This is a genomic window from Microbispora bryophytorum (assembly GCF_006874465.1).
GTDB classification, from domain to species: domain Bacteria; phylum Actinomycetota; class Actinomycetes; order Streptosporangiales; family Streptosporangiaceae; genus Microbispora; species Microbispora bryophytorum.
The window spans coordinates 240,950-260,989 of record NZ_VIRL01000003.1 but is presented as its reverse complement, the minus strand read 5'-3'; the positions used below and the strand labels follow the sequence as shown (position 1 = coordinate 260,989).

16 protein-coding genes are annotated in these 20,040 nt (G+C 74.5%); 4 read left to right on the top strand and 12 right to left on the bottom strand.

Translation table 11 applies throughout. The features are described from left to right. The first annotated feature begins 91 nt into the window (after positions 1 to 91). From FLX07_RS08680 to FLX07_RS08670, 3 genes are all read left to right on the top strand, one after another. Positions 92 to 976, top strand: coding sequence for an NYN domain-containing protein (locus FLX07_RS08680; RefSeq protein ID WP_229689538.1), 885 nt, complete (start codon positions 92 to 94; stop codon positions 974 to 976). A gap of 168 nt (positions 977 to 1,144) precedes the next feature. Next, positions 1,145 to 2,680 (top strand): Ada metal-binding domain-containing protein, encoded by a 1,536-nt coding sequence (locus FLX07_RS08675; RefSeq protein WP_142569355.1) that lies wholly within the window; start codon positions 1,145 to 1,147, stop codon positions 2,678 to 2,680. After that, a complete protein-coding gene (locus tag FLX07_RS08670; RefSeq protein WP_142569354.1) occupies positions 2,677 to 3,171 on the top strand; it encodes a methylated-DNA--[protein]-cysteine S-methyltransferase in 495 nt (164 codons plus the stop codon). The genes FLX07_RS08675 and FLX07_RS08670 overlap by 4 nt, the downstream gene beginning before the upstream one ends. Before the next feature lie 54 nt (positions 3,172 to 3,225). Here the strand turns inward: FLX07_RS08670 and FLX07_RS08665 are convergent, their stop codons facing one another. From FLX07_RS08665 to FLX07_RS08610, 12 genes are read right to left on the bottom strand one after another with little or no spacing between them, the layout of a single operon-like run. Further along, positions 3,226 to 4,188, bottom strand: coding sequence for a hypothetical protein (locus tag FLX07_RS08665; RefSeq protein ID WP_142569352.1), 963 nt, complete (start codon positions 4,186 to 4,188; stop codon positions 3,226 to 3,228). After that, positions 4,185 to 4,841: a hypothetical protein gene (locus tag FLX07_RS08660; RefSeq protein ID WP_142569350.1), complete on the bottom strand. Its 657-nt coding sequence runs from the start codon at positions 4,839 to 4,841 to the stop codon at positions 4,185 to 4,187. Before FLX07_RS08660 ends, FLX07_RS08665 begins: the two co-directional genes overlap by 4 nt. 11 nt (positions 4,842 to 4,852) lie before the next feature. Then, a complete protein-coding gene (locus FLX07_RS08655; RefSeq protein WP_189104896.1) occupies positions 4,853 to 8,329 on the bottom strand; it encodes a bacterial transcriptional activator domain-containing protein in 3,477 nt (1,158 codons plus the stop codon). After that, on the bottom strand, positions 8,326 to 8,778 hold the full coding sequence (locus FLX07_RS08650; protein ID WP_229689537.1) for a pilus assembly protein TadG-related protein: 453 nt from the start codon (positions 8,776 to 8,778) through the stop codon (positions 8,326 to 8,328). The genes FLX07_RS08655 and FLX07_RS08650 overlap by 4 nt, the downstream gene beginning before the upstream one ends. Further along, positions 8,775 to 9,167, bottom strand: coding sequence for a TadE/TadG family type IV pilus assembly protein (locus tag FLX07_RS08645; protein ID WP_167748163.1), 393 nt, complete (start codon positions 9,165 to 9,167; stop codon positions 8,775 to 8,777). The genes FLX07_RS08650 and FLX07_RS08645 overlap by 4 nt, the downstream gene beginning before the upstream one ends. Positions 9,168 to 9,196: 29 nt before the next feature. Continuing rightward, positions 9,197 to 9,646: a TadE/TadG family type IV pilus assembly protein gene (locus FLX07_RS08640; protein WP_229689536.1), complete on the bottom strand. Its 450-nt coding sequence runs from the start codon at positions 9,644 to 9,646 to the stop codon at positions 9,197 to 9,199. Next, positions 9,643 to 9,891 (bottom strand): hypothetical protein, encoded by a 249-nt coding sequence (locus tag FLX07_RS08635; protein WP_142569347.1) that lies wholly within the window; start codon positions 9,889 to 9,891, stop codon positions 9,643 to 9,645. The genes FLX07_RS08640 and FLX07_RS08635 overlap by 4 nt, the downstream gene beginning before the upstream one ends. After that, positions 9,891 to 10,901 carry a type II secretion system protein gene (locus FLX07_RS08630; RefSeq protein WP_142569345.1) on the bottom strand — a complete coding sequence of 337 codons (1,011 nt, stop codon included), beginning with the start codon at positions 10,899 to 10,901 and terminating at the stop codon, positions 9,891 to 9,893. The genes FLX07_RS08635 and FLX07_RS08630 overlap by 1 nt, the downstream gene beginning before the upstream one ends. Further along, the gene (locus FLX07_RS08625) at positions 10,898 to 11,833 is read right to left on the bottom strand and encodes a type II secretion system F family protein (RefSeq protein ID WP_142569343.1); all 936 of its coding nucleotides are present in this window, start codon (positions 11,831 to 11,833) and stop codon (positions 10,898 to 10,900) included. The genes FLX07_RS08630 and FLX07_RS08625 overlap by 4 nt, the downstream gene beginning before the upstream one ends. After that, entirely contained in the window at positions 11,830 to 13,149 is a 1,320-nt protein-coding gene (locus tag FLX07_RS08620; protein ID WP_229689535.1) for a TadA family conjugal transfer-associated ATPase, read from the bottom strand. The genes FLX07_RS08625 and FLX07_RS08620 overlap by 4 nt, the downstream gene beginning before the upstream one ends. After that, the gene (locus FLX07_RS08615; RefSeq protein WP_142569341.1) at positions 13,146 to 13,937 is read right to left on the bottom strand and encodes a CpaE/TadZ family protein; all 792 of its coding nucleotides are present in this window, start codon (positions 13,935 to 13,937) and stop codon (positions 13,146 to 13,148) included. The genes FLX07_RS08620 and FLX07_RS08615 overlap by 4 nt, the downstream gene beginning before the upstream one ends. Position 13,938: 1 nt before the next feature. Beyond that, positions 13,939 to 14,622: a hypothetical protein gene (locus tag FLX07_RS08610; protein ID WP_142569339.1), complete on the bottom strand. Its 684-nt coding sequence runs from the start codon at positions 14,620 to 14,622 to the stop codon at positions 13,939 to 13,941. A 545-nt stretch (positions 14,623 to 15,167) separates the two neighbouring features. Between FLX07_RS08610 and FLX07_RS08605 the strand changes: the two genes are divergently transcribed. Beyond that, positions 15,168 to 20,009 carry an FtsK/SpoIIIE domain-containing protein gene (locus FLX07_RS08605; RefSeq protein WP_142569337.1) on the top strand — a complete coding sequence of 1,614 codons (4,842 nt, stop codon included), beginning with the start codon at positions 15,168 to 15,170 and terminating at the stop codon, positions 20,007 to 20,009. The last annotated feature ends 31 nt before the right edge of the window (positions 20,010 to 20,040 follow it).

The following is a 20,040-nucleotide window of genomic DNA, read 5'->3' as shown; positions in this document are numbered from 1 at the left end:
TCAGCCGATCAACTAGTGACGAGTCCAGGAGGACACCATGGCCATCCCGGACTTCAGCGCACATGGCATAGCCGCAAAGTATGCCGTTCTCGTGGACGTCGGTTACCTTTACGCGGCCGCCGGTGAAGTTCTCTTAGGCGCCAAGGAGCGTAAGGAGTACCGCGTCTCCGCGGACGAGCTGATCCAGGCGCTCCAGAAGCACGCGCTCGAGCGCATCCCGGGCGAACTGCTGCGCGTCTACTGGTATGACGCCGCCCGCGACCGCGTGCCCACGGTGGACCAGCGTGTGATCGCCCAGCTGCCCTGGGTCAAGGTCAGGCTGGGCAACCTGAACGCCCGCGGCCAGCAGAAGGGCGTGGACGCGCAGATCCGCAGCGACCTTGAGGCCCTCGCCCGTCACCACGCCGTGAGCGACACCGTGCTGATCGCCGGAGACGAGGACATGGTGCCCGCCGTGGAGGCCGCGCAGGCATACGGCGTGCGCATCCACCTGTGGGGGGTCGAGCCGCCGTTCGGGACCAACCAGGCCGAGCGGCTCGTCTGGGAGTCGGACACCGTCGAGATCCTGAGCGCCGACTTCCTGCGTCCGTTCTTCACGCGCGCACCGGTGCCCGTGCCCGTCGTGCCCACGCCGTCGCCCGCCCAGGTCTTCGCGGGCCGTACGGTCAAGCCGATGCCGCCGAAGTCGCCCATCGGCCAGGTCGCCAAGCTGGGCCCGGGCCGGCCCCGCGTGGAGGAGGTCGGTGAACACGTGGCGCAGAAATGGATACTGACCAGGGGCCGCGACAACATCCGGGACCTGCTGCCGGGTCCGCTGCTGCCCACGGTGATCGACACCGAACTGCTCATCGAGGCGGAGAAGGAGCTCGGCCACTCCCTGCGGCCCTACCCGGAGGCGCGCGTCTGGCTGCGCGACGGCTTCTGGGCCAGGGTCTACCGCGAGTTCGACCTCGGGGTCGGCATCTCCAGCAAGTGACGTCAGGCGTTCCGGTCCAGCACCCGAGCTCGCGCGGGAGCACTCCCGGCTCAGCGTCGTCTCCGTGCCCGGTCCCGCGCGAGGCTCCTCCGCACCGCCGCGGCATCCGCACGGCCGCGTCCGATTTCCGCCAGCCCGCATCGGTGGCCAGCGCATAACGTCGTGTGCGTGACCACACGCCAGCTCGACTTCGACGCGTGCTACCTCGCCGTCTCCGCGCGGGACTCCCGCTTCGACGGGCGTTTCTACACGGCTGTCACCACCACCGGCATCTACTGCCGCCCGATCTGCCCCGCCCGCACCCCCGCCCGAGGCAACGTCCGCTTCTACCGGCACGCCGCCGCGGCCGAGGCCGCCGGGTTCCGGCCCTGCCGTCGCTGCCGTCCCGAGCTCAGCCCCGGCGACCCCGGCTGGGACGTACGCGCCGACCTGGTCGGACGGGCGCTGCGGCTGATCGACGACGGGGTGGCCGACGAGTCCGGCGTCGCCGGGCTGGCCCGCCGCCTGCATGTGACCGAGCGGCACCTGCACCGCCTGTTCGCCGCCGAACTCGGCACCGGGCCGCTCGCCGTCGCCCGCACCCGGCGGCTGCTGCTCGCCAAGCAACTGCTCACCGAGACCACCCTGCCGATCACCGATGTCGCGTTCGCCGCCGGGTTCGGCAGCGTACGCCAGTTCAACGCGGCCCTGAAGGAGTCGTACGGCTTCGCGCCGGGAGAGCTGCGCAGGACCAACGGGCCCATGCACGAGAAGGGGGGTCCGGTCGCCCTCACGACCGGGCTGACCCTGCGGCTCGGCCACCGGGACCCGTACGACGCGCAGCCGGTGCTGCGCTTCCTCGCCGCCCGGGCGATCCCATCGGTGGAGGCGGTCTGCCGGTCGGGGGACGACGTGACGGCCTACACGCGGGCCGTGCCGGGCGGCTCGATCACGCTGCGGCCCGCCGCCGGTCACGTCCGGCTCACGGTGCGGACCACCGAGACGCACCTGCTCTCCCGGCTGGTGGCCCGCTGCCGCCGCCTGCTCGACCTCGACGCCGACCCCGGGGCGGTGCGGGAGATCCTCGGTGCGACGTCGCTCGCGCCGCTGGTCGCGGCCCGTCCCGGGCTGCGGGTGCCGGGAGCCTACGACGGGTTCGAGCTGGCGGTCCGGGCGGTCGTCGGGCAGCAGATCTCGGTGGCCGGGGCCCGCACCCTGCTGGGCCGTATCGCCGCCCGCGCCGGCGTCCCCGCCGTCGCCGACCGCCCTGCCGACCATCCCACCGACGAGGGCGGGAACCCCGGCGCGGCCGTGACCGGACACGTGCCGCTGCTGTTCCCCACGGCCGACCGGCTGGCCGCGGCCGACCTGGACGGCCTCGGGCTCACCACCCGCAGGGTCGCCACGATCAGGGCGCTGGCCGAGGCGGTGGCCTCCGGCGCGATCGACCTCGACGGCGCGGGCGACCCCGCCGACACCACCGCCGGGCTGCTGGAGATCCCCGGGATCGGCCCGTGGACGGCCGGCTACATCGCGCTGCGCGCGCTGCGCGACCCGGACGCGTGGCCTGAGGGCGACCTCGTGCTGCGCAGGACGATGGAACGGCTCGGCATCGCCGCGGACGAGGCCGAGCGATGGCGGCCCTGGCGCGCGTACGCCGCGCTCCACCTGTGGAGCCACGCCTCCGACAATCCAGACACCACACCACGAGGACGCAACAGATGATCATCACGCAGACCGTGCCCACCCCGGTGGGACCCCTCGCGCTGCTCGCCCGCGACGGCGTGCTCGTCGCGGCCGGTTTCACCGCCGACCCCCGCGAGATGTTCACCCGGCTCGCGCCGTCCTTGCAGGCGCTTTCCCTGCGGGAGGGCGATCTCGGCGACGCGGCCGAGGCCGTGCGGGAGTATCTCGGCGGGAAGGTCGGCGCGCTCGACCGGATCCCCGTCGAGCAGCCCGGCACCCCCACCAGGCAGCGCCTGTACGAGGCGCTGCGCGCGGTGCCCGCCGGGACCACCGTGTCGTACGCACAGCTCGCGGAGAAGGCGGGGCTGCCCAGGACGGCCGCGCGGGCCGCGGGGTCGGCCTGCGCGCAGAACCTGATCGCGCCGTTCGTGCCGTGCCACCGCGTGGTGCCCTCGACCGGCGGTTACGGCAGTTACTACTACGGCACGCCGGTCAAGGAGTGGCTGGTCGCCCACGAGTCCCGCGCCTGACCTGCCGGAGCGCGGCATCGGGTCCTCCTGGACGACGGCGCGGCTCGCTGGACCTCATTCCTTGACGATGCTCTGGACCTCGCCGACGGGCACGTCCCTGGTCGCGGCGACCTGGATCGGGTCGTACGCGAACGGGACGGCCTCGCCGCCCTGGTTGCCGTTGCCGACGACGGTCCAGACGCTCGTGACGGTGAGCGTGTAGACCTTGCCCGGCAGGTCGACGGAGGAGTGCCGGTAGATGACGCCGCACTCCGGTTCGCCCTTCCCGTCCTTGTCGGCGCCCTTGACGTACGGCTTGCCGGTGGTGCCGCAGTCCTTGAACACCTGGGCGCGGTCGTCCTCCTTGGTGCCGGGGTCGATCTCGAGGTGGTCCGGCGTCGCCGTGACGGTGGCGGTCATGACCCCGGGCAGCGTGGCGGTGACGGACCGGGGGGCGGCCTCGGCTCCGTCCAGCCACACCCAGGTCCCCAGGTTGACGTAGCTCTTGGCGTCCGGGCTCAGTTTGATCTTCGGCTCCGGCACGGTCAGCGCGGCCCGCGCGATCTGCATGAGCTGCTCCAGCGTGATGCCTCCGGCGGGGGCCGTCCCTTCGGGCACCCAGATGAGCGGCTCGAGTCCGGCGGCGCACGAGGCTCCGTCCGGGTTGCCGGCGTCGTAGGCGGCGCCCCACCACTGGCCCTTGTCACCGATCTTTTCGCCGAACCTGTCGAGATCGACGTCGTAGTCCAGCCCCGCCTCCACCGCCTGCTTCTTCTGCTGCGCCTGGAGGCCGCGCATGTCGTCGGCCGAACTGTTCGGCTCATACCAGCAGGGGCGGGGCATCCGGTAGCCGTCGCTCTTGCCGCCGAGCCCGTTGCCGGACAGGCCGATCTTGGAGTTGGTCAGCTTGACGCCGGCCGTGTTGCCCTTCTGGAACGCCTCTCCGTGCGCCCCGACGTCCGGGTCGGCGGCGGCGGGCGGCGCGCACACCGCGAGCAGGGCCCCCGCCAGCAGGGACGTCACAGCAATGGCCCTCATCTCAGGCACTCCTTCGCGCGCTCGTCCGGATAGTCCGCGTGGCGGTAGAGCCGGATCCGCCAGACGCCGTCGTCGCCGTGCCCCAGGCCGGCGGTCTGCAGGAAGACCGCCTTCGGGGGTTTGAGCCAGGCGGGCTGACGGGCCAGCGGGGTGCCCTCCTGGTCGGTCAGCCGCACGCCGGTCAGATCGACACAGCCGTCGGCCTCCGCCCCGCGTCCCATGACGGAGGGCACCCGCAGGGCGTAGAGCCTGGCCACGCCCCGGGCCGACTGCCTGTCCTTGAGGAATCCCTGCACCCAGGTGACGGCCTCCATGTAGGCGGACGACTCGGCATCGATCCCCTTCGCGTACGAGCGGTCCCCGCCGGAGGTGCCGACGGCCCGCCACTGCGCCGTGAAGTCGCCGGCGAACGCCTTGATCACGGCCGACCGCTTCGGGTCGGGCTCCAGCGGCCACTCGATCTCGATCGTCAGTCCGGGCGCCGCCGTAACCGTCTCGGTGCCCGGCTGCGGGCCCGGCGTCCCGGAGGCCGCCGCGGCCGGCTCCACGCCGCCGCCCGGGGTGAAACCCCGGTCCGCGTCCGGCACGGCGCACGCCGACAGGAGCAGCAGGCACGCCGTCAGGAGCGGCGCGCGGGAGGACGTCCCTGGCATTGGGGCTCCGATCAGGCGAGACGTGAGGTTCTGAGGTCCGCCGGGTCTCCGGCGGCCCGGTCTGCGGCGGCCCGGTCTGCGGCGGCCCGGTCCGCGGCGGCAGGGTTCCTGAGCGTCGGGCTCCTGAGAACCGGGTTCCGAAGATCAGGGGAGACGGTCCGGCGCCAGTCGGGCAGCAACTCGTCGATCAGCGCCTCCGTCTCCGGCGCCATCCCACCGCCGTACGGGTGGGAGGTGGCGCGGCGCAGCAGGCCGTCGACGACCGCCCGCAGCCGCACGGGCTCCCCGGTGGCGTGCGCCGCCCGGAGCAGATCGCGCCACAGCCCCTCGTCGTCGGCCGCGAGCAGCAGCCCGGCCCTGGCCGCCGCCACCGCGCCGTGCGGGTCGTGACGGGCCAGCCGAATCTCGCACAGCGCGTGGGCGGCGTCCGCCACCCAGGCCGTCACGTCGTACTCCAAGGGGTCGGCCGCCAGCCAGGCGTACCGGTCGGGCGGCCTGCCGTTCAGCAGCGGGCCGCGCACCAGCGTGAGCGCGCGCTCCAGCAGGCCGGCCTCCATGTCACCGGGCCTGCCGTCCGCGGGAGCGGCGGCGTCGGCCCATTCGCCGGCCTGCCGTACGAGGTCCTGGAAGAGCCGCCAGTCCGTACGGATCTCCGGCCCGAGCCGCAGCCGCCCGGACCGGTCGAGGAACAGGTGGGGGCGTCCCTCGCCGTCGCGCCCGAGCCACTCGGCGACCCTGGCGATCGTGGCGTCGCGCACCGCGAGCTGCACGCCACGCGGCCACAGCACGCCGGTCAGCACGGCCGGGTGCACTCCGTCCGGATGGGTGGCCAGGTAGACGACGAGCTCGTGGGCGAGGGCCGCCCGGCCCTCTTCGAGCGGGTTCACCGGGCTGATCTCGATCGGGCCGAGGATGCGCACCTCGATGGAGGGCGGCTCCTCGCTCAGCCGCTCCACCACCGGGGTGAGCGGCTCGCCCTCCTGCTGCCGGGCCGTGCGGAAGAGGCCGATCACGGCGTCGTAGTGCCGGCGCGGCAGCAGGTGGGCATCGATGTCAAGGCCCAGGGCGTCCACACGGGCCCGGCCGTCGTCGGTGACCTCCCACGTCCAGGTGGCGTGCGGCACCTCGCCCGCGATCACGAAGCCGCTCGCCGTCCGCGTGCCCTTGCCGAGCAGCGCCAGGCGGCGCGCCTCGTCCTCGTCGGGGCGGATGGCCGACAGGAGGTAGTGCGGGGTGTAGGCGGGGTCGGCCACGCGGCTGTGGATCCGGCCGGTCAGCACGTCGCCGTCGTGGCGGGCACGCTCCTCGAACTCCGGCAGCACCTCGGCCAGGCTGCTCGCCGTCCTGATCCGGTCGGGCGCGAGCAGGGTCAGCTCCTCGCCGAAGCCGACGAGCGTGATGCGCATCTGGTCGGACCACCGGTTGGTGGCCAGCTCGACGGCGAGCGCCGACAGCGCGGCGACGGTGTGCGCCCCGGTGATCGAGATCACGCCGTGGGCGGCCTCCAGATCGGCCAGGACCCGGCCGCCCTGCCCGGTGCCGAGCGAGACCAGCCCGGGGTAGGGCGCGGGCACCCCCGCCAGCACGTGCTCGTCGATGCGGCGTCCCTCGTGGGCCGGAAGGCGCCACACCTGCCCGTCGTCGCAGGACTCCCAGGGCTCGGGCGCGTCCTGTTCGGACGGGTGGATCCACAGGTCGAGGCCCCGGTTGGACAGGTGGACGGCGTAGATCGTCGGAGGGCGCCGGCCGGCGTCGGCCAGCAGGCGGCCGAGCAGGCGCAGGCCGAGGTCGAGCATGCGGCCGCCGGGGGCGTCGGCGCCGAGGCGGATGGCGACCTCGGCCTCGGCGGCGTCTCCGCGCGGCCTGGCGATGCGCCATCCGAAGGCCCGGCGCCACAACTGCTCCCGCCGCCTGCGACCGAGCAGGGCCAGCAGCCCTGCCGCCGCCAGCGACGAGGCGGCCAGGTAGTCGGCGAGGACCGGCCCGCCCTGCTGCTCCCCTGCCTCCTCGCCCGCGGTCTGGTGGCCCGCTTCCGCCGGCGCGATCGCGGGCTGGACGGTGGTCGTGATGATCGGACGCGGGGTGGGCGTCGCGCGGGTCGTGGCGGGCGTGTCCTTCGCATCGCCGGTGCGGCCCTTCGGCTCCGACGGCGTGTCCTGCGGCATCGCGGGCGGCGGCAGCACGATCCCCGGCTTGCCCGGCTCGGGTGTCACCCTGCCCCGCTCGTGGCCCGCGTCGCCGGACCGCCCGGCTTCGCCCGGCTGAGCGCCGTCGGGGCGGGTGGTGTCCGCCTCGTCTCCCGCCGGCTTCCCCGTGTCCGCACCGGGGTGCGAGCCCGTGTGCGAACCCGTGTGCGAGCCGGCGGTGGGACGCGGGTCCGGCGTCGCGTGCCGGTCCTCCGCGCGCCTGTCCTCCGTCGCGTGCCGGTCGGCGTGGGCGTCGCCGCCGGTCGCCCCTCCCCCGGCGTACCGGGTGTCGCCGTCGAGTTCGGCGGGCGCGTGGCGGTGCTCCTTCAGGGTCTCCGGCCGGTCCTCGTCCACCGGCACGATGTGGACGTTCCTGGCGTCGTCCGGCATGTCGAGCACCCAGCCGGGACGGATGAGGTCGGCCATGTGCAGGCGGCTGCCGTCGGGCTGCTCCTTGTGCTGGTTGAGCCGGTAGATCTCCGGATAGCGGCGCCCGTCCCCCAGGCACTTGTCCGCGATCTCCCACAGGCTCTCGTGGTGGCGCCCGTGCGGGGGCTGGACCACGTAGACCTTCTTGACCTCCCTGGCGTGCAGGGCCGGTCGCTCCGCCTCGGTCTGCGGCACCGGCGCCGACAGCGCCGCGACCTGGGGCCGGATCGGGGCGGGGGCGCCCGCGCGGACGATGGGGATCGCCACGGCGGTCGCGGTGAACAGCAGCAGCACGGCGGAGACCAGGCGGTTCGCGAGCGCCTGGGTGCCGCCCGACAGCGGCACCCGGGCCGGCATGCCGACCCGCCGCAGCGCCGCGTAGACCTCGACGACCACGCACAGGAACAGCTGCAGCCAGGCCAGCCACACCAGGAGGATCAGGATCGCGATGATCGTCTCGGGCCCGACCTCGCTCGTGAACAGGTCCGGGTTCAGCAGGTCGCCGCTGATCGGGGGGCCGGCGAGCCGGAGCAACGCGTACGGCACGCCGCCCACCAGGCCCACCAGTGCGACCAGGGCCCCAAGGCCGGCGAGGACGTCTCCGGCCGTGCGCCGGGCCCGCAGCCGCACGGGCCGGTCGTCCTGCCAGTGCTCGGGCGCCCGCTGCGGCCCCAGCACCGACGGCATGCCCTCCGGGCGCGGTCGCGGGCCCCGGCCCGGCACGCCGCCCGCCGTCGCATCGGAATCGGCCCGCGGGTTCCGGCCGGGGGCTTCGCCTCCCTGGACCCCGCGCGCGACCTCCCACCCGGGCCCCCGCCGGGCCTCGCGGTTGAACTCCTCCCGCCGGCCGCCCGGCGGCCGTGGCCCGGTCACGCCTCCCCCGGATCAGGAGCGGCCGTGGCCTCGGCCTCCATGTCGGAGCCCGCGAAGCCCAGCGCGGACAGGAAGAAGGCGTCCCAGTGCACCGACACCGCCACCGTGACGTCCGCCTGGCCGCCGCCCACGGTGCACTCGGTCATGCGTACGCCGTCGGCCCCCTGGTCCGCGGTGATCTTCTCGGCCGCGCCGCACACCGCGCCCTCGTCGGCGAGCAACCGCACCTCGCCGGTGGCGCGCAACGTCTCGACGTCGATCTGGTCGGCGGCGGCGCGGGCGGCCTGCTCGGCGATGTCGGCGGCCTTGAGGCGGGCGTTCATGGCGGCCCCGCCGTCCACCAGCAGCCCGGCCAGCAGGAACACCACCCCCGAGAAGAGGACCACGAACACCGACATGGAACCCCGCTCGCCCGCCCGCCCGCCTCCGACCGGCGGCGGCACCCTCACTTCACCCTCCGATACTTCTCGAGCGGCACGACCGAGGTGCCTGACATCTGCTTGGCGGCGCCGAACCCGAGGAAGTCGAGGTTCAGCTCGCAGGTCACGGTCATCCGGACGACGCCGTCCATCTCCCACTCGCTGCCGGACATGTCCACCTGCGGTGAGCAGTCGCCGGAGAGCGACGCCTCGGCGGCCTCCTTCGCGGCCGACTCGGCCTCCGCCTCGGTGCGCTGCACGGAGGCGGCCCGGGCGGCGTCCCGCGCGGCCCCGTTGACCTCTCCCTGGGCCTCCACGATCCGGCCCGCGCCGACGAGGAACATCAGGAAGAGCAGGAACAGCGGGGCCAGCATGACCGTCTCGGCCGTCATCGAGCCGCGCTCCCTCCCGTGCTCCATCCCGCGCCTCATCCCGCGCTCCGACCGGGTCATTCGCAGCCGTCCGAGCCGTCGTCGGGGCGGAAGCACTCGATGGGCCCGCCGAAGCGTGACGTGATCGTGAAGGTCATCGCGGGCAGCAACGGCACCACCTGGACGGCGCTGCCGGTCACCTCCACGCCGCGCTGGTCGCCCTGCTCCCACGCCTGTGCCTGGGCGTTCTTCAGCAACTGCGGTCCGATCGCCTGCACGATCTGCCGCGCCTTGCCCTCGGCCGCCTCCTGCCAGCCGTCGGAGCCGCCCGCACGGGCGATCCGCGCGCCCTCCCGCGCGGCGGCGTCGGCGACCTGGCGGCCGTGGAACCAGAGCGTGACCTGGACGATCAGCAGCACGACGGCGAGGACGATCGGCATGAGCATGGCGAGCTCGATGACCGTCGCACCCCGCTCGCGGCGCACGCCGGCCGGGGCGCGGGGGCCGGTCACGCCCTGAGCGGTCACTCCCCGGCACCTCCGCCGGCACCCCCGCCACCGCCACCATCGCCGCCGCCGCTGAAGCTGTTCTGGATGTCGGACTGCTTCTGCTCGACCAACTGCTTGATCAGCGTGGCCAGGCCGAGCGCGACTCCGGCGATGATGGCGGTGATGATCACCCATTCGACCGCGGAGGCTCCCCTGGACGGGGCGTTCCTGGCGCGGTCCAGCCGTACGTGGAGCACGGCGATCAGATAGTGGAACCAGAGCATCAGGCCCCCAACATCTTCATGGCTGCAGGGAAGGAAAGGAAGATCACGAAGCCCGCGCACAGCAGGAGCTGGGCGACGAGCATCGACTGGGACCGCTCACCCGCCTTGCCCTCGACCTCCGCGAGTTCGCGGCGGCGGAGGGTGGCGGCGCGGGCCGTGAGGGAGGCCCGGACCTTGGCGCCGTCGTCGGCCACGAGCCCGAGCGCGGCCGACAGGTCCCGCAGCTCGTCCACGTTGATCTCGTCGCCGAGCCGGCCGAGGGCCTGCCAGGGGGTGATGCCGACGATCCGGGCGTTGGCCAGCGCCTCGCGGATGCGCTCCATCGCCCAGTTGGCGCCCGGGGCGGGCCCCGCGCCGTTCGCGGCGCTGTTCACGGCGCCGTTCACAGCGCTGTTCACGGTGCCGTTCAGCGCCCCGGGCGTGGTGACCGGACTGCCCACGGCCACCGCCATCATCAGCGCCTCGGGCACGCCCCTGCCGCCCGCGAGGTTCATCGACACGAGGTCGAGGAAGGCGCCCACGGCGTGCCGGAAGTCCCGGCGGCGTACGGCGGCGTCCCGCCGGATCTGCGCGTCGGGCAGCAGGAAGAAGATCACGCAGACGACGAGGGCCGACCAGAGCGGCACCTGCACCGAGACGCCCCATCCCATCAACGCGAGCCAGCCGACGAGGAGCGGGAACGCCAGCAGGCCCGAGACCCCGAGCAGCAGCTTGGTCGCGAGGAACCCCTCGAACGACTTGCCGAGCAGCGCGAGGTCGGCCTTGATCGACCGCGCCTCCCAGCCGCGCGCCGCGTAGAACCGGGCGAGTCGCAGGCCGAGCATGCGGCGCAACTCGCTGACGTCCTCCTCGGGCGCGATCAGCGGCGCCAGCGGCACGCCCTTGCCGTCGCGGGCCTGGTCGAGCGCGGCGAGCCGGGCGGTCAGGCCGGGCCGGGGCGGGAACAGCGCCCGCGCCAGCAGGAAGAGCCCGAGGCCGAGCACGGCTCCGCAGAGCACCGTCGCGATCATCTGGCCACCTCCGCCGCCGGCTGCTGCGCCTGCGCGGCCACCTGGGACCGTGGGCGGTGGTAGGGGGCGAGGATCCTGGCCGGCTTGTCGAAGCGGGCGAGCCGCCGCATCCAGGCGAACCCCGCGCCGAACAGGCCCGCCACCACGACGAGCACGGCCTGGCCGAGCACCGAGTTGTATTCCTCGACGTAGGAGCGGTTGAAGACGACCAGTGCGGCGGCGAAGGCGAGGGCGGTGCCGACCACGATCTGCACGCTCTTGCGCGTGGACCTTCGCTCGGCCTCCACCCGCCGGCGCATGTCCAGCTCCTCGCGGGCCGAGACCGCCAGGGCCGACAGCACGTCGCGCAGGCCCGGCCCGCGCAGCCGCGAGTTGAGGATCAGCGCCGCCACGACGAGGTCGGCCGAGGGGTCGTCCAGCTCGTCGGCGAACATCCGCAGCGCGTCGGCGAGCGGCATCCGCGTGTGGAGCCGGTCGACCAGGGCCCGCAGGTGCGGTTGCAGCATGGGGGCCGCGGCCCGGATCGAGGAGGGGATGGCCTGTTCGAGCCCGGCCGCGCCCGCGATCGTGTCACGCAGCGACTCCGTCCACGCCGCCAGGCCCTCAAGGCGCCGCATGGCGGCCCGCTCCTCCGCCGCGCCGCCGGTGAAGCCCCGCCAGGCCAGGACCAGCAGCACGGCTCCCGCCGCGATGACCGGCCAGCCGGTCACCACCAGCACCACAACCCCCGTCACCGCCGCGATCGCCGACCGCGTGGACAGGGTGCGCAGCAGGCGCATCCGCTCGGCCCGGCCGTCCGGCGTGGCCGGGCGGGGGCGCAGGCCGTAGACGGCCAGGGCGAACAGGAAGAGCCCGCCGCCCGCCGCGGCCCCGGCCAGCAGCACCAGAGGGTCGAGGACGCCGGGAGGCAGCGCCGGCAGCAGGCCGCTCATCGCCACGCTCCCCGCGCCGGGTCGTACCCGTGGGCGGCCAGCTCGTCGGCGCAGGAGATCGGCGCGTGCGGCACCAGGTAGTCGCCCGCCATGGCGAACACCTCCGAGGACAGCACCCGCCCGTCGCAGCCCGTGACCTCCCGCACGCTGGACACGTAGCGCCGCAGGGTGCCTCCCCGGTGGTAGTCGTTGCGCTTCTCGATGAACACCACGAAGTCGATGGCCCCGGCGATGAGCATGTGGGTGGCCTCGATCGGCAGCCGCTCCGCGGCCTGCAGCGCGTAGGTCGCGATGCGGTTGAACACCTCCATGCTGGAGTTGGCGTGGATCGTCGACAGCGACCCGTCGTTGCCCTGGGTCATCGCGTTGAGCATCGTGACGATCTCGTCGCCCAGCACCTCGCCGACGATCACCCGCGAGGGGTTCATGCGCAGCGACCGCCGCACCAGCTCGGCCATCGTGATCTCGCCCTGCCCCTCGGCGTTGGGCAGGCGGTGCTCGAAGGCCACCGCGTTCGGGTGCAACTCGGGGAACTGGTCCAGCCCGAGCTCCAGCGCCCGCTCCACCGTGATCAGCCGCTCGTGCGGCGGGATCTCGTTGGCCAGCGCCCGCAGCATCGTCGTCTTCCCCGCGTTCGTCGATCCCGCGATCATGATGTTCTTGCGCGCGGCGACGGCGGCGTTGAGGAACCGGCCCAGCTCGGGGGTGAGCGTGCCGTTCCCGACGAGGTCGCTGAGGAACACCTTGCCGAGACGCGCGCGGCGGATCGACAACGCCGGCCGCACGGTGACGTCCATGACGGCCGACAGCCGGGAGCCGTCCGGCAGGCGCAGGTCGAGCTGCGGGTTGGCGGTGTCGAACGGCCGCGACGACAGGCCGGAGTACGCCGCCAGGATCTGGATCAGCTCGATGAGCTCCTCGTCGCTGTCCGCGACGGGGTCCTGCATGAGCTCCTGGCCGTCGGCGTAGCCGACGAAGACCCGGTCGCAGCCGTTGATGTCGATGTTCTCGACCTCGGGGTCGTCGAGCAGCGGCTGGAGGCGGCCGACGCCGAACAGCGCCGCGTGGATGCCCGCCGCCAGCGCCTCCTCCTCCTCGGCGGTGGGCGGGGTGCGTCCGACGCCGATCTCGCCGCGCGCGTGCTCCTCCAGCACCTGCGCGATCAGCGCCCGGGCGAACTGCCGCTCGTCCTCCCCCGACATCGGCGGCACGCCGCTCGCCTGGTCGAGCCGCCGCTGGTGCGCCAGCCGGTCGCCGACCTCCTGCCGGAAGCGCTTCACCAGGCCGTGGTCGATGGGACGCCGCTGGGAGCTCACGACCGCACCTCCGGCTCCCTGGTCGCCCGTCTGACGACGGGAGGCGCCGCCGTCTCGCCGCCCGCGGCCAGCTGCGTGGCCAGGCGGGTGGCCAGCTCCCTGGCCGTACGGATCAGGAGGCTGCGGTCGAGCCGCCCGCCCCACTGGCCGCGCAGCAGCTCGGCGCCCTTCGGGTCGTACGCGAGACCGCCGACGAAGGCGACGTCCCAGCCGGAGACGATGCGCCGGATCTCCTCCAGGGACGACCGGTACGACCGGGGGTCGGCGATCACCACGATCCCGACCTTCCGCCCGATGAGCGACAGCCGTTCGCGCAGGTGGGCGACGTGGTCGAGGCTGGCCCGGGTGAACAGCACCACCTGGTCGGCCTCGGCCACCAGGTCGCCGATCTGGGGGTGCAGCCCGAGCCTGCCGCAGTCGGCGAGCACGTCGGCCTGCGGCAGGGCGGCCAGCGCCCGGCCGAGCGGGCCCCACAGCCAGGTGAGGCCGGCCGCCTGCTCGCCGCTGGTCAGGCCGGCCAGCACGTCGAGGCCGCCGACGAGTCGCTGCGTGTGCTCGTAGATCAGCTCCGCGTGGAGCCCGCGCCGCGCGACCGCGCCGAGGCTGAGCAGGCCGCGTCCCGGGTTCAGCACGCTCCCGTCGTCGCCCGGCAGCCGATAGGCGAGATCGCCGCCGGAGGGATCACACTCGGCCAGCAGCACGGGACGGGGCCACACGGCGCCGAGGGCGGTCGCCGCGGTGGTCACGCCGGGCGCCCCCTTGTCGGCGGCGAGCACGATCAGCGCCACGTCACTTGACCCCCGGGAGCGTGACGAGGGCGATCTCCCCGCTGGAGGCGTACTGGGCGATGGCGGGCGCGATCGACGTGTCGACGACGATCGTGACCAGCCCGCCCCCGGACCGCCCGGAGGACGCGCTCTCGACGCGGGCTGCGGTGGCCAGCACCTTCTGCTGGGCGCTGCCCGACCCCCGGCCCGCCGCCGGCACGTAGATCACCTGGACGATGTCGCTCCACTTGAGGTCGGTGGGCATCTGGCCGGCCTTCAGGGACAGGCCCACCTTGGCCCTGCCCGGCCCGACCTGGTCGGTCGTCGTGGCGGTCATGCGCTGGGTGAGCAGCGTGCCCGGCAGCAGCGTCACGGCGGCGTACGTGGTGGCCACCTGTTCCCTGAACCGCCAGGGGACGTAGTCGACGCCGGTGTCGGCGATCTGCACCTCCCGCATCGCGGACTGCGGAATGCGCTGCCCGGCCCCCACCTGCTGGGTGATCTGCACGGCCGAGACGCGGTCGCCGCTGCGCATGACCAGCAGCGTGGTGGCCAGCGCGCCGCCCAGGATGAGGAGGACGGCGAGCGCGGCGAGCGCGGGCTTGCGCTCCCTCGGCGGAACGGGCAGCTTTCGTGCGGCCGGTCCGGACAGGCCCGGCCGTGCGGGTGCCCGGCCGTCCTGCGACGTCTTCTCGCTGGTCCTCATGGGTGGGGGACTCCCAAGGGATGAGGGCGCCCATCTGTTTTCGGGCCGCTCGAATCTGTTTATGGTCTTGCCGTTTGTTGCGAATTCACTCCATTATGGCCAGCTCGCGCCGCCATAAGTGCCGCGAAGTGGCGACCCATGCTTATCCGTTAGGAATACGCCTGTCAACGGGAGTGGATCTATCGTCATATCGATACACGGGTTTACTGACACGATATTTCGTGATAGTACGTTTGCACTTCTTTCTCGATTGTCACACCATTCACACTGTTCGTACCGCGGCATCCGGGCGAGCCGGAGGGGTGCGCCGGTGTCGCGCGGGCGACGGGTAGACGCGGGGGGCATGTTCACGACGGCGTCGTACGAAGCGCGCGATGACAGGCACCTTTACCTCTTCCGGGAAACGCCCGGATGAGCGCGGGAGTCGCGGCTAGCGTGGCCCCGCGGGCCACGCGGCCCGCGCACCCGGAGATCTTCACGGGGACGCCCCGGGATGAAACGCTTTCCGCGAGGCCGCCGCACAACCGCCTTCTGGGAGTTCGCGCATGCGGATAACGCTCACCGTGGTCGGCGGGGACGGCCGCCGCGACGTGCTGGTCGAGGGCGACGAGAGCACCACGATCGCCGCCCTCGCCACCGCGCTCGACGGCGGCGCCGCCGCCCGCCCGGCCAACGTCGTACGGCTCCCGCACGCCCGCGCGCCGTACGACCTGGACCGAGGGGACCGGAGAGACCGCGGAGACCGGGGAGACCGGGGGGACCGGCCGTCCGATGAGGTGAAGCTGTGGGTCGACGGCCGGCCCGTCGATCCGGACGCGCCCGTGTTCGGCCTGCTCAGGGATGGCGACCTGGTGGCCGTGGACGGCCACGCCGCCGGGGCGACGGTGACCGAGGAGCCCGGCGGGCCGGCGGAGCTGCGCGTCGTGGGCGGCCCCGGCGCGGGGGCCGTCCACCGGATCGGGCTCGGCGCGCACACGATCGGCGCCGACCCCGCGTGCGCGATCTCCGTCCCCGATCCGGGGATGCCGCCGGTCGCGCTGGTGGTGCGGCTGACCCCTGGCACGGCCACCGTGGAGCCGGCGGCCCCCGCGGTCTCCGGGGGCGACCCGGTGGCCCGGCTCGCGGGCGAGCCGCTCACGGAGGCGGCGCCGTGGCCGGCCGGGGGCATGCTCGCCTGCGGCGGCTCGGTGTTCGCTCTCGGGCCGGTCCTGCCGCCGGACGCCCACCTCGACGCGCTGCCGGACGGCGGGCTCGCCTACAACCGGCCGCCCCGCCTGCAACGGCCCGAGCGGCAGCGGCGGTTCACGGTCCCCACGGAGCCGAAGCGGGCTGAGGGGATGCGGCTGCAGTTGCTGGCCGCGCTGCTGCCCGCCGTGCTCGGTGTGGTCATGGCCGTCGTCACCCACACGTGGTACTACCTGCTGATCGCGTTCATGACGCCGCTGATCATGATCGGCCAGTGGGTGAGCGACCGCAGGCACGGCAGGAAGAAGCACCGCCGGGCGGTCAAGGCGTACCGCGAGCGGCTGGCCGCGTTCGAGCAGGAGGTGGCCAGCGCGGTGCGGCAGGACGAGGAGGCCAGGCGCGGCGGCGCGCCCGATCCGGCCGAGGTGCTGCTCACCGCGACCGGGCCGCGCCGCCGGCTGTGGGAGCGCCGCGTGCACGACCGAGACGCGCTGCGGCTGCGCGTGGGGCTGGCCGACCTGCCCGCCGACCTGGAGTTCGAGCCCGAGAGCGGCACGCCCCAGGACGCGCCCCGCCGGGAGCCGCCCACCTGCCACGACGTCCCCGTCGCGCTGGTCATGCGGCGTCTCGGCGTGGCCGGGCTCACCGGCCCCAGAGACATGGCACTCGGCTGCGCCCGCTGGCTCGTCGGCCAGGCCGCCGCCCTGCACAGCCCGCGCGACCTGGCCATCGTGGTGCTGTCCGCCAACGCGGACGGCGCCGGGCAGTGGGGCTGGGTCCGCTGGCTGCCGCACTGCGCGCCCGACGCCGCCGCCCGCGGCGGCGCTCTGTCGTCCGACTGCGCCGCGCTCGTCGGCGCCGACCCCGAGGCCGCCGCCCGCCGGGTCGCCGAACTCGCGGCCCTGGTGACCGAGCGGCTCGACGCCGAGAACGGCTCGGGGCCCTACCCCGGGGCGCCGCGCGGCGCCCGCCTGTCCGGCGGCCCGGCCGGCTGGGACGACCTGGGCCGCGCGAGCGGCAACCGGCCCGCCGAGCCGGCCTTCGCCACCTACGACGAGCGGCCGTTCGACGTGCTCGTCGTGCTCGACGGCGCGCAGGTGCTGCGCGGCCTGCCCGGCATGCCGCAGGTGCTGCGGCAGGGTCCGCGCGCCGGGGTCTACACGATCGCGATCGACGACGACGAGCGGCTGCTGCCCGAGGAGTGCGCGACGGTCGTGTGCTGCGACCGCGAGGGCGGGGTGCGCCTCCACGGCGGCGGGCTCGACCCGATCACCGGCATCCGCGCCGACCAGGTCTCGCCGTCCTGGGCCGAACGCCTGGCCCGCGCGCTGGCCCCGCTGCGCGACGTGAGCCGCGACGACCCCTCGGCCGCCCTGCCCGACGCGGTCCGCCTGCTCGACCTGCTGGAGGTGTCCCTCGATCCCGCCGCGCTCGCCGAGCGGCAGGGCCGTACGACCCGGGCCCTGATCGGCGTGGGACCGGAAGGCCCGTTCGAGGTCGACCTGAGCAGGGACGGGCCGCACGCCCTGGTCGCGGGCACGACCGGCGCGGGCAAGTCGGAGCTGCTCCAGACGCTGATCTGCTCGCTCGCGGTGGCCAACCGGCCCGACGAGATGACGTTCGTGCTCATCGACTACAAGGGCGGCGCGGCCTTCAAGGAGTGCGTACGGCTCCCGCACACGGTCGGCATGGTGAGCGACCTCGACGGCCACCTGACCCAGCGGGCCCTGTCGTCGCTGGCCGCCGAGATCCGGCGCAGGGAGCGCCTGCTGCTGGACGCGGGGGCCAAGGACATCGAGGACTACCAGCGGGCACGCGGCGCCACCTGGGTGCTCGGCGCGGGCGGCGTCCGGCGGGCGAGCGGCGGCGGCATCTTCGCCGCCCCGGTGCCGGAGACCGCGGGGAGCAAGGACCTGCCGCCGCTGCCCCGGCTCGTGCTGATCATCGACGAGTTCGCCGCCCTGGTCGCGGAGCTGCCCGACTTCGTCGAGGGGCTGGTCGACATCGCGCGCAGGGGCCGCTCGCTCGGCATCCACCTGATCCTCGCCACCCAGCGGCCCGGCGGCGTGGTGACCGCCGACATCCAGGCCAACACCTCGCTCAGGATCGCGCTTCGCGTCACCGACGCCAACGAGTCGGCCGACGTCATCGACGTGCCGGACGCCGCCCACATCTCGCGGACGACTCCCGGCCGCTGCTATGTGCGGGCGGGCTCCGGCGCGCCCGTGGCGGTGCAGACGGCCAGGATCGGCGGCCGCACCCCACAACCGCGCGGCACGGGGGCGGCCGACGCGGGACAGGACGTGCGCGTCCTCGACCTGCCCTGGCAGGCGCTCGGCCACCCGCTGCCCGCCCCACCCGCGCAGACGGCGAGCGGCAGCGACCTGGCCCTGCTCGTGGACGCGCTGCGGGACGCCGGGAGCGACGTGCCCCGGCAGCCGAGCCCGTGGCTGCCGCCGCTGCCCGACCAGGTCGTCCTCGACGTCGGGGCCCCGGACTCCCCCGGCGGCCTGCTCGCGGGCGCCGCGCCGTACCGGCCGGGGGCCGAGGAGGTGCCGCCGCTGCCGTTCGGCGTGACGGACCTGCCGTGGCAGCAGGGCCGGCGCCCGCTCACGCTCGACCCCCGGCACGGCGGCCACCTGCTGATCGCGGGCGGCGCGCGCAGCGGCCGCTCCAGCGCGCTGCGCACGATCGCGGGCTCGATCGCGGCCGGCGCCTCCCCCGAGGACGTGCACGTCCACGCCGTCGACTGCGGGTCGGGCGCGCTGCTGCCGCTGGTCGCGCTGCCGCACTGCGGGGCGGTCGTCACCCGCGACCAGCTCGACCGGGTGGAGCGCCTGCTGACCCGCCTGCGCGCGGAAGTCGGACGCCGTCAGCACCTGCTGGCCGAGGCCGGGTACGCCTCGCTGGCCGAGGCGCGCGCCGCCGCCCGGTCGCGGGCCGCCCGCGACCGCATGGGCGTGGGCGCGCTGCCCTGGCTGGTCCTGCTGGTGGACCGCTGGGAGGGGTATGTCGCCGCGTTCGAGAACTACGACTACGGGCGGCTGGTCGACGCCATGCTGCAACTGCTGAGGGAGGGGCCGGCCGTGGGGCTGCGGGCCGTGGTCACCTCCGACCGGTCGGGCCTGCTCGGGCAGATCTCCACCGTCTTCGAAGACCGGCTCGTGCTGCGGCTCGCCGACCCCGCCGACTACGGGCTCGCCGGGCTGCCGATGCGCGACCTGCCGAGCGTCATGGCCCCGGGCAGGGCGCTGGCCGTCGGCGAGCACGGCCTGGCGGAGAGCCAGATCGCGCTGCTGTGCGACGACCCCTCGGGCCCCGCGCAGGTGGCCGTCCTGCAGGAGCTCGCCCGTACGGCGGCGGCGCGGTTCGGGGGCCCGGACCTCCTCGGCACCGGCACCCCCGGCACCGGCACCCCCGGCTCGGACCTCCCCGGGACGTGGGCCTGGCCGTCGGAGCCGCCGCTGCGGGTGGACGCGCTGCCGATGCGGATCACGGCGAGGCAGGCGCTCGACCTAGCGCCGTCGCACCGGCCGCCGTCGGCCCTGTGGGCGCTGCTCGGCGCGGGCGGCGACGCCCTCACCCCGATGGGCGTGGACCTGCAGGGCCAGGGACCGGCCGCCGTCATCGCCGGGCCGCCACGCTCGGGACGGTCGTCCGCGCTGGTCACGGCAGCGCGCTCACTGCTCGACCGGGGCACGCCCGTGCTCGTCGTGACCCCGCGCCGCAGCCCGCTGCGCGACCTCGCCGGGGCTACGGGGGTGCTCGCCGTGCTGGACGGCAACGCCAGAAGCGTGACCGGGGGCGGCGCCGACGACTTCGGCGGCCTGCCGGGCGCCCTCGATCCGCTCGCTCTGGTCGCCGGGCACGAGCGCTACGTGGTGGCCGTGGACGACGCGGAGCTCATCTCCCCCGACTCCGCGCTCGGCCTGGCCCTGGACGAGATCCTGCGCACCGGGCGGGACGGCGAGCACGGCCTGCTCGTCGCGGGGGCCACGGGCGACCTCGCGACGGCCTACCGGGGGTTCGCGGCCGAGGCGCGCAAGGGCAGGACCGGCCTGCTGCTCAACGTGCAGAGCCCCGCCGACGGCGACCTGTTCGCCGTACGGCTGCCGCGCGGCGCCGTCGGCGGGCCTCCGGGGCGGGGCCTGCTGGTCGTCTCGGGCGCCGCGACCCCGATTCAGGCCGCGGTGCCGGATTGATCACAAAAAGGCCGCCGGTCCGCCGATGGCG